Annotated in this window: 9 protein-coding genes; all 9 read left to right on the top strand. The window is 61.1% G+C overall.

Annotated features, from left to right (window positions below; genetic code table 11):
- Positions 1–172: 172 nt before the first annotated feature.
- The 9 genes from rlmF to fliI all read left to right on the top strand — a co-directional run bounded on the left by rlmF (position 173) and on the right by fliI (position 9218).
- Positions 173–1177 (top strand): 23S rRNA (adenine(1618)-N(6))-methyltransferase RlmF, encoded by a 1005-nt coding sequence (gene rlmF / locus JHD62_RS08430; RefSeq protein WP_199102512.1) that lies wholly within the window; start codon positions 173–175, stop codon positions 1175–1177.
- A 69-nt stretch (positions 1178–1246) separates the two neighbouring features.
- On the top strand, positions 1247–1744 hold the full coding sequence (locus tag JHD62_RS08425) for a low molecular weight protein-tyrosine-phosphatase (protein WP_233160767.1): 498 nt from the start codon (positions 1247–1249) through the stop codon (positions 1742–1744).
- Positions 1745–1860: 116 nt separating this feature from the next.
- Positions 1861–2517: a chemotaxis protein CheB gene (locus JHD62_RS08420; RefSeq protein ID WP_233160766.1), complete on the top strand. Its 657-nt coding sequence runs from the start codon at positions 1861–1863 to the stop codon at positions 2515–2517.
- A gap of 16 nt (positions 2518–2533) precedes the next feature.
- Positions 2534–3910, top strand: a complete 1377-nt coding sequence (locus tag JHD62_RS08415; RefSeq protein ID WP_304506242.1) for a sigma-54 dependent transcriptional regulator — start codon at positions 2534–2536, stop codon at positions 3908–3910.
- Between the two features lie 2 nt (positions 3911–3912).
- On the top strand, positions 3913–4233 hold the full coding sequence (gene fliE / locus JHD62_RS08410; protein WP_045848356.1) for a flagellar hook-basal body complex protein FliE: 321 nt from the start codon (positions 3913–3915) through the stop codon (positions 4231–4233).
- Between the two features lie 62 nt (positions 4234–4295).
- A complete protein-coding gene (gene fliF / locus JHD62_RS08405) occupies positions 4296–6053 on the top strand; it encodes a flagellar basal-body MS-ring/collar protein FliF (protein WP_199102510.1) in 1758 nt (585 codons plus the stop codon).
- Positions 6046–7044 (top strand): flagellar motor switch protein FliG, encoded by a 999-nt coding sequence (gene fliG / locus JHD62_RS08400; RefSeq protein WP_045848354.1) that lies wholly within the window; start codon positions 6046–6048, stop codon positions 7042–7044. The genes fliF and fliG overlap by 8 nt, the downstream gene beginning before the upstream one ends.
- Complete coding sequence (locus tag JHD62_RS08395) at positions 7034–7843, top strand: flagellar assembly protein FliH (RefSeq protein WP_233160765.1); 810 nt, start codon at positions 7034–7036, stop codon at positions 7841–7843. Before fliG ends, JHD62_RS08395 begins: the two co-directional genes overlap by 11 nt.
- Positions 7827–9218, top strand: coding sequence for a flagellar protein export ATPase FliI (gene fliI / locus JHD62_RS08390; RefSeq protein WP_199102508.1), 1392 nt, complete (start codon positions 7827–7829; stop codon positions 9216–9218). Before JHD62_RS08395 ends, fliI begins: the two co-directional genes overlap by 17 nt.
- The last annotated feature ends 6 nt before the right edge of the window (positions 9219–9224 follow it).

Here is a 9224-nt window from a genome sequence, read left to right as displayed (position 1 = left end):
ATGGCAGCGTGACAATTTTGATCGGGGCCTGGAAATGCTGCGCAAGTCTGGCGCATACCGCGAGATCGAGGCGCGTTACGACCATGTGCCATAGCGACTGCGCCGGACAGCCGCCCGGAATGCTGGCACAATGCCGCCTTTTCGCCGATCTCCCCGTCGTCAAGGAAGCCGCATGACCGCCAAGCCGCCTGCCCGGCACAAACCCGCCCCTGCCGGGCTGCATCCGCGCAATCGCCATCAGGGACAGTATGATTTTGCGGCGCTGATTGCGGCCTGCCCGGCGCTCAAACCACATGTCAAGGCCAATCCGCACGGCCTGCCCAGCATTGATTTTGCCAACCCGCAGGCGGTGAAGCTGCTCAACCGGGCCTTGCTGGCCCAGCAGTATGGCGTGCTGCAATGGGATATTCCGTCAGGCTATCTGTGCCCCCCCATTCCTGGGCGTGCCGATTACATTCATGCACTGGCCGACCTGTTGGCCGGGCCGGGTGGTACGGTGCCACGTGGCAGCCAGATACGCCTGCTGGATATCGGCACCGGTGCCAACCTGGTCTATCCCTTGCTCGCCCATGCCGAATACGGCTGGGATTGCGTCGGCAGCGATATCGACCGCCCGGCGCTGGACAATGCCCAGGCCATCTTGCAGGCCAATCCGGCCTTTGCCGCCCATATTGCCTTGCGCCATCAGACGCGGGACGACGCCATGTTCAGCGGCATCTGGCAAAAGGGCGAGCGCTTTGACCTCACCCTGTGCAACCCGCCGTTTCATGCCAGCCGTGCTGCCGCCGCCGCAGGCAGCGAGCGCAAATGGCGCAACCTGGGCAAGGACAAGCAACTGGCCAGTGCGCGTGCACCTGCGCTGAATTTTGGCGGGCGTGATCGTGAGCTGTGCTATCCGGGCGGTGAAGTTGCTTTTGTCAGCCGGATGATTGAGGACAGCCGCCGTTTTGCCCGGCAATGCCTGTGGTTTACCAGCCTGGTTTCCAGTGCCGACAGCCTGCCCGCCTTGCAGGCCGCCTTGCACCATGCCGGCGTGAAGCAAAGCCGGGTCATTGCCATGGCGCAAGGACAAAAGCGCAGCCGTGTGCTGGTATGGAGCTTTCTGGATCAGGCTGCCCGGCAAGCCTGGGTCGCCGGACGCAGTCAGCAAGACAGCCGGGATGCCAGCGCCTGCTGATTGGTTTATGTTGAAACAACAGCGCCTTCTGCTTTTGTGGTGGAGGCCGACAAGCAAGAACGGGAAGTCATGGACAAGCCATACGCGATTCTGATGGTCTGCATGGGTAATATCTGCCGTTCACCTACGGCGGAAGGCGTGTTGCGTGCCAGATTGCAGCAAGCCGGACTGGCCGGGCAGGTGCAGGTGGATTCAGCCGGTACGCATGCCTACCACGTGGGCGAAGCGCCCGATCCGCGCAGCTGTCAGGCCGCCCGTCGGCGCGGTTACGACCTGAGCAGCCAGCGCGCCCGGCAGGTCACCGTAGCCGACTTCAGCCGCTTTGACCTGATTCTGGCCGCCGACCGCCAGAACATGAGCGCACTGCGCGCCATCTGCCCGGCCACGGCACAGGCGAAACTGGATTACATCCTGGCCCCGCTGGGCGGGAAAACCGCACAGGAAGTGCCCGATCCCTACTATGGTGGAGAGCAGGGCTTTGACCGGGTGCTGGACCTGATCGAAGCTGCCAGCGATGGCTGGATCCACCAGCTGCAACAGGAAGGAATCCTTCCGCCCGCCAGGTGATTGTATTGGCATAATGCCGGGCTGGGCTTAAGCTAGGCTCCCACAGCAAGGCCGATACGGCTGGAATCATCGCAAGGAAATAAATGGGACAGTTTTCTCGGGAACCAATCGCACCAATGGAAGTAGTGCCCAGTCACAGCGCGGACGTCATCCTGCCGCGTCAACCGGGGCGTACCCCGCTGGCGCGCCAGACCGTCATCGTGGTGGGCTCCTCCACCGGGGGCACCGAAGCATTGCGCGTCCTGCTCACGGCTCTGCCGGCCAACATGCCGCCCATTCTCGTCACCCAGCACATGCCGGAGCTGTTCACCAAGTCCTTTGCCGCACGGCTGGACTCACTGTGCCAGCTGCATGTGAAAGAAGCCGAAGATGGCGAGCGGCTGCAGGCCGGCACGGTATACATTGCCCCCGGCCACTCCCACCTGCTGGTCAAGTCTGCTCCCACCATCGGCTACTCCACCTCGCTGCATCACGGGCCGCCGGTCAACCGGCACCGTCCTTCTGTCGATGTGCTGTTCCGTTCGGCGGCCAATCTGGTGGGCAAGAACTGTATCGGCGTCATCCTCACCGGCATGGGGCGGGATGGCGCGCAAGGCATGCTGGAACTCAAGGAGGCCGGGGCCTACAACATTGCCCAGGACGAAGCCAGCTGTGTGGTGTTCGGCATGCCCAAGGAAGCCATCGCCCTGAAAGGCCAGCACGAAATCCAGCCCCTCAGCTCCATTGCCAGCCGCCTGGTGGCGCTGGTGGCCCAACGTCAGCCAACCGCATAAGCAAACACAAGCAAACATGATGAAGTTGCCCATTCTCGTTGTCGAAGACGACGCCGATCTGCGTGAAGCGATTGTCGATACCCTCAGCCTGGCCGGTTATCCCACGCTGGAAGCCGGTGATGGCAGCGCTGCCTTGCAGCAACTGAAAAAAGCACCGGTCGGCCTGATCATTTCCGATGCGCAGATGGCCCCAATGGACGGCTACACGCTGTTTGAAGAAGTAAAAATCCGTTATCCCGGTGTGCCCTTCATCCTGATGACCGCATACGGCATCATCGAACGCGCCATTGCCTTGTTGCGCGCCGGCGCCACTCACTATCTGCTCAAGCCATTCGAGCCGGCCAGCCTGATTGCCGAAGTGGAAAAGCACATTCTCAAACTGCCGGAGGGTGAGCGCGACGAAGCCGTGGCCGAATCGCCGCAAATGCGCCAGCTGCTGGCACTGGCCAGCCGTGTGGCCGGCAGCGATGCCAGCGTGATGATCACCGGCCCCAGTGGCGCGGGCAAGGAAGTGCTGGCGCGTTATATTCACCGGCATTCCAGGCGTCACGACGGCCCCTTCGTGGCGGTGAACTGTGCCGCCATTCCGGACAATTTGCTGGAATCCACGCTGTTCGGCCACGAAAAAGGCGCATTTACCGGCGCGGCACAAGCCTTGCCGGGCAAGTTCGAACAGGCACAGGGCGGTACCATCCTGCTGGATGAAGTCACCGAAATGCCCTTGTCGCTGCAAGCCAAACTGCTGCGGGTGCTGCAGGAGCGCGAAGTCGAGCGGGTGGGCAGCACCCGCATCATCAAGCTGGACATCCGCGTGCTGGCTACTTCCAACCGTGATGTTGCCGGTGAGGTGGACGCCGGTCGTTTCCGCGAAGACCTGTATTTCCGGCTGAATGTTTTCCCGCTGCGCATTCCGGCGCTCGCCGAGCGGCGCGAGGACATCCTGCCGCTGGCACGGCTTGTGCTTAACAAATACGCTGAAGCGGCCGGACGTTCCGGATTAAGCCTCTCCGAAGAGGCGGAACGTCAATTGACGGCCTATAGTTGGGAAGGTAACATCCGCGAATTGGAAAATGTCATGCAGCGGGCGGTGATTCTTGCCGCCGGGCCGGCAATTATTGCCGCCGACCTGTTGCTGGATGATGTTTCCGGTTCGACACCGCTTACCCGGACAGAAACCACAGTCCAGCCTATCGTGACGGCAGAGTCCGACATGAAAACGCTGGAAAAACGTCATATTCTGGATACACTGGCAGCAGTGGGAGGCATCAAGAAGCTCGCTGCTGAAAAACTGGGCATCAGTGAACGCACCTTGCGCTACAAATTGCAGCGCTACCGCGAAGAAGATGGCCAGGATGAGGATCCGGATGACCTGGACGTACGCAGTACGGAGTAGCCATGTCGATCAATAATGTAGACCAGATGTTGAGCGAACTGCGGGCCGCATCGGCCTTGGCCGGTGGCAAGCCGGCCGCGCAGACGCAGGAAACGTCGCAAGTTGACTTTGCCGATGTTCTCAAATCCACCATTGAGCAGGTGAATTCTGCTCAGCAAACTTCGCAGGAAATGCAGAAGCAGTTCGAGTTGGGAGATGAGGGGGTTAACCTGCAGGACGTGATGGTCTCCTTGCAGAAAGCCAGCCTGTCGTTCCAGACCATGGTCCAGGCGCGCAACAAGCTGGTGTCCGCCTATCAGGAAATCATGAATACCCAGGTATAGCCTGGCCGTCACCCCATGCTGTGGTTGCCGGCAGTGGCTGTGCCTGAAACTAAAACCACTGTATGGCTGATCTGGCAGAACAAAACCCGACTCCTGTTTGGCGAACCCGGCTCAATGAAGCAACAGACCGCTTCAAGTCGCTTCCCAACAATAAAAAGATCCTCTTCCTGGTGGCCCTGGCCGCCATTTTCTCTGTCATTGTCGGTGCCGTTGTCCTGAACCGGCAGCCCAGCTATAAAATCCTGTTTTCCAATATTGCCGACCGTGACGGCGGTCAGGTTACGGCTGCCCTGCAGCAAATGAACATTCCTTATCAGTTGGGCGATGGCGGAACCGTGTCCGTACCGGCTGACAAGGTGTATGACGCCCGTCTGCGCCTGGCTGCCCAGGGCCTGCCCAAGGCCGGTGGGGTCGGCTTCGAACTGATGGACAACCAGAAGTTCGGCATCAGCCAGTTTGCCGAACAAGTCAATTACCAGCGCGCCATTGAAGGCGAGCTGGCCCGCACCATTGAGGCCATCGGTTCGGTGGAAACGGCCCGTATTCACATTGCCATTCCCAAGCAAAGCGTGTTTGTGCGCGACCAGCAACAGCCAACCGCCTCGGTGATGCTGAACCTGTTCCGCGGCCGCACGCTGGATCAGGGCCAGGTGGCCGGCATCGTGCATCTGGTGTCCAGTGCCGTGCCGAATCTGCCAGTGAAGAATGTCACGGTGGTGGATCAGGACGGCAACATGCTGTCCAAGCTGTCCGACAAGGACACTGCCGGCATGGACCAGACCCAGCTTGGCTATGTGCGCCAGGTGGAAGATGGCTACGTCAAGCGTATCGAAAGCATTCTGGAACCCATTTTCGGCCAGGGAAACATTCATGCCCAGGTAACGGCCAATGTGGATTTCTCCGAAGTGGAGCAGACTTCGGAAAGCTATCGTCCCAACTCGTCACCCAATCCGTCCGCCACCCGCAGCCAGCAAATCGTGGAGCGGCTGGGTAGTGGCGCTGCCAATGCCGGTGGCGTCCCCGGCGCACTGTCCAATCAGCCTCCATCTGGTGCTTCCGCTCCGATTACCTTGCCGCCGGGTGCTGCACCGGGTACGGCCACCTTGTCGGGTCAGGCCATGGGCCAATCGGGTGCGCTGGAACGTGACATCACCACCAATTACGAGGTGGACAAGACCATTCAGCACACCAAGATGCCGCAAGGCGTGGTGAAGCGCCTGTCTGCAGCCGTGGTGGTGAACTACCGCAAGATGCCGGACAAGAACGGCGAGATGAAACCCACGCCGCTGACCGCCCAGGAAATCCAGCAGATCAATAATCTGGTCAAGGAAACCATGGGCTACAACGGTCAGCGCGGTGACACGCTGAACGTGGTGAATGCCGCCTTTGCCGATGCCGCGGTGCCAGTGACCATGCAGGAGAAGGTGACCGACTACCTCACCAACAATGCCTCCAGCCTGATCAAGTACGCCTTGCTTACCATTGCCGTGCTGTATTTGCTGTTTGGTGTGGTGCGGCCTATCGTCAAGGACCTGGTCAAACCGCAGGATGCCGTCAAGAAAGGCCCGGATGGCAAGCCGCTGGCAGATGCCGGTGGGCGCTTGCTGGCCGTTGCCGGTGACGATGAGGGTGGTGCCGAGGGTGCGGCTGCTGGCGGCAAGGGTGCCGTGGCGACCAACCCGGATGGCACGCCGGAAAATCCGAAGGATGCCCAGATGCGTCAGTACAACCAGAATCTGGAAGCCGCTCGTGAGCTGGTGAAATCTGACCCGCGCATGGCAGCCCAGATCATCAAGGAATGGATAAGCTCCGATGAGTGATAACGGTGTGCACCGCAGTGCGGTTCTGCTGTTCAGCCTGGGGCAGGCCGAAGCGGTTGAAGTGTTCAAGTATCTGGGCCCCAAGGAAGTGCAGAAGATTTCGCTGGCCATGGCGGCCATCAATAATCTGAGCTACGACCAGATCGACGACATTGTCGGCAAGTTCCGCGAAGAGTGTGCGGCGCGCGCCAGCATCGGCGCGTCGGACGAATATCTGCGCAATGTGCTGATCGAAGCGCTGGGCCCGGACAAGGCGGCCAACCTGTTGGACAAGATCATGCAGGGCAACGATCACAGTGGTATCGAAAGCCTGAAGTGGATGGACCCGTCCTCGGCGGCCGATCTGATCCGCCACGAGCACCCGCAGATTATTGCCACCATCCTGGTGCATCTGGAGCCGGACCTGTCCAGCTCCATCCTGTCCTTCTTCCCGGAGCGGCTGCGCAACGAGGTGCTGATCCGTACCGCCACGCTGGAAGGCGTGCAGCCGCAGGCGCTGCGCGAACTGAACGACGTGCTGACCCAGCTGTTGTCCGGCTCGGACCGCATCAAGAAGAGCGCATCCGGCGGCATCAGCCTCACGGCGGAAATCCTCAACTTCATGGGGTCCAATGTGGAAGGTTCGGCGCTCAACTACATCCGCGAGTACGACCCGGAACTGGCGCAGCGCATCCAGGACAAGATGTTCGTGTTCGAGAACATTCTCGACATCGACGACCGCTCCATCCAGACCATCCTGCGCGAAGTGCAGTCCGATTCCCTGGTGGTGGCGCTCAAGGGCACCAGTGCCGAACTCAAGGACAAGATCTTCCGCAATATGTCGCAGCGTGCGGCCGAAATGCTGCGTGACGATCTGGAATCCAAGGGACCGGTCAAATTGTCCGAGGTGGAAGCCGAACAGAAGGAAATCCTCAAGGTTGTCCGCAAGCTGGCCGACGATGGCCAGATCGTGCTAGGCAGCAAGGGTGGTGACGAAGGCCTTGTCGAATAATCCCATCATTCCGGGTGAGCAACTGCAAGGCTGGCAAAGCTGGACGCCAACCGAGCTGACCCAGGGCGACGACGGTTTCAGCCCGACCCAGCTGGCCGGGCTGGAAGCCTTGCGCCGCCATCTGGAGCAGGCACCCACGGTCGCCGATGCCCAGCGGGCAGAAGGGGAGGAGGAGCCATCTTCCCCGGGCGAAAATGCCCCCGAAGCCGAAGAGCCGGCTGCGTCCGGCTATCCAACGGCCTCCGAGCTGGAAGCCATTCACCAGGAAGCGTGGCAGACCGGTTACGACGAAGGGGCGCAAGCGGGCCATGCCGAAGGTTTGTCCATGGGCTTGCAGCAGGGGCATGATCAGGCTGTGGCGCAATTTGCCCAGCTGTGGACGCCGATGCAGGACTTGGCCGCCAGTTTTTCCCGTGAAATCAGCCGGGTGGAAGAGGAGCTGTCCGGCACCTTGCTGTCACTGGCCATGCAACTGGCCGAGCGCCTTGCCGGTGAGCATCTGGCACAAAGCGATACTGCGATCATCGCCCAGCTGCGTCAGGTACTGGGCGAGCTGCCTGCCACCATGAGCCAGGCCCGGCTGCGGGTGAACCCGGCCGACCTGGAAGCGGTGCGGCAATTCTTGCAACAGGAAACCCCGGAAACCCAATGGCAATGGATTGAAGACCCGCATATCCAGCGCGGCGGTTGCATCATCGATACCGCAGCCTTGCAGCTGGACCTGCGTCTGGCTTCGCGTCTGGCTGCACTGCGCAGCGCCATGGGTCTGGATGCCGAGCACAATGACTACCCTGATTGACCGCCAGCGTTCCTTTCTGAATGACTGCATGCAGGCTGCACAGGAAGCACCGCTATGGCAGCCGTGCGGGCGTTTGCTGCGTGTCACCGGCATGGTGATGGAAGCTACCGGCATCAAGCTGCCGGTTGGTAGCGCCTGTCAGGTTGAACTGGCGGACAACCATGTGGTGGAAGCCGAAGTAGTGGGTTTTTCCGGAGACCGGGTATTCCTGATGCCGCTGGCCAATGTGCACGGCTTGCTGCCGGGTACGCCGGTGCGGCCGATGACGCCCTGTCATCCGCCCAGCTACGGGCAAAGAGTGGTTTCCGCCCGGGTCAACGGCCCGGCCGGGCGTCAGGTGCCGGTAGGTGAAAGCCTGCTTGGCCGCATTCTCGATTCACTGGGCCGTCCGCTGGATGGCAAGGGCCCCATTCATCCCGAAGCCTATTTCCCGCTGCACAGCCAGCCAATGAACCCGCTGGACCGCTCGCCGGTAAAGCAGGTGCTGGATGTGGGCGTGCGTGCCATCAACGGCCTCTTGACGGTAGGGCGTGGCCAGCGTCTCGGCCTGTTTGCCGGCTCCGGTGTCGGCAAGTCGGTACTGCTGGGCATGATGGCCCGCTTCACCCGCGCCGATGTGGTGGTGGTGGGGCTGATTGGCGAGCGGGGGCGCGAGGTCAAGGACTTCATCGAGAACATTCTGGGCGAGGAGGGCATCGCCCGCGCCGTGGTGGTGGCTGCACCTGCCGACATGCCGCCGCTGATGCGCCTGCATGGCGCGGCTTATGCCACGGCCCTGGCCGAGTATTTCCGCGCCCAGGGCAAGGACGTGCTGTTGCTGATGGATTCGGTCACCCGTTATGCCATGGCGCAGCGTGAAATCGCACTGGCCATTGGTGAGCCGCCGGTGACCAAGGGCTATCCACCCTCGGTGTTCGCCCGCCTGCCACAGTTGATTGAACGGGCCGGTAATGCGGCAAATGGCGGCGGCTCGATTACCGGTTTTTATACCGTGCTGTCCGAAGGCGACGACCAGCAAGACCCGATTGCCGACTCGGCACGTGCCATTCTGGATGGTCACTTTGTGTTGTCGCGCGAGCTGGCCGAAGCAGGTCACTATCCGGCCATCGACATCGAACAGTCCATCAGCCGGGTGATGGTGGATGTGGTGTCGCCCAAGCAGATGGATCAGGCGCGCTACTTCAAGCAGCTGTACTCACGCTACCAACGCAATCGCGACCTGATCAGCGTGGGGGCTTATGTGCCGGGCTCCGACCCGGTACTGGACGAGGCCATGCGTCGCCAGTTGCAGATGACCAGCTTCCTCACCCAGCCCATGCACGAATCCCAGGACTACACCACCAGCCAGTTGCAACTGGAAAGCGTACTGGCGTAAGGCGCT

This window comes from Aquitalea sp. ASV11 (assembly GCF_016429185.1).
Classification (GTDB): domain Bacteria; phylum Pseudomonadota; class Gammaproteobacteria; order Burkholderiales; family Chromobacteriaceae; genus Aquitalea; species Aquitalea pelogenes.
This window is presented reverse-complemented; position numbering and strand designations above follow the sequence as displayed.

Excerpts from the sequence above, each read along its gene's own strand:
- fliI (WP_199102508.1), top strand. The coding sequence starts at position 7,827 with ATGACTACCCTGATTGACCGCCAGCGTTCCTTTCTGAATGACTGCATG.
- fliG (WP_045848354.1), top strand. The coding sequence starts at position 6,046 with ATGAGTGATAACGGTGTGCACCGCAGTGCGGTTCTGCTGTTCAGCCTG.
- JHD62_RS08420 (WP_233160766.1), top strand. The coding sequence starts at position 1,861 with ATGGAAGTAGTGCCCAGTCACAGCGCGGACGTCATCCTGCCGCGTCAA.
- rlmF (WP_199102512.1), top strand. The coding sequence starts at position 173 with ATGACCGCCAAGCCGCCTGCCCGGCACAAACCCGCCCCTGCCGGGCTG.
- JHD62_RS08415 (WP_304506242.1), top strand. The coding sequence starts at position 2,534 with ATGATGAAGTTGCCCATTCTCGTTGTCGAAGACGACGCCGATCTGCGT.
- fliF (WP_199102510.1), top strand. The coding sequence starts at position 4,296 with ATGGCTGATCTGGCAGAACAAAACCCGACTCCTGTTTGGCGAACCCGG.
- JHD62_RS08425 (WP_233160767.1), top strand. The coding sequence starts at position 1,247 with ATGGACAAGCCATACGCGATTCTGATGGTCTGCATGGGTAATATCTGC.
- fliE (WP_045848356.1), top strand. The coding sequence starts at position 3,913 with ATGTCGATCAATAATGTAGACCAGATGTTGAGCGAACTGCGGGCCGCA.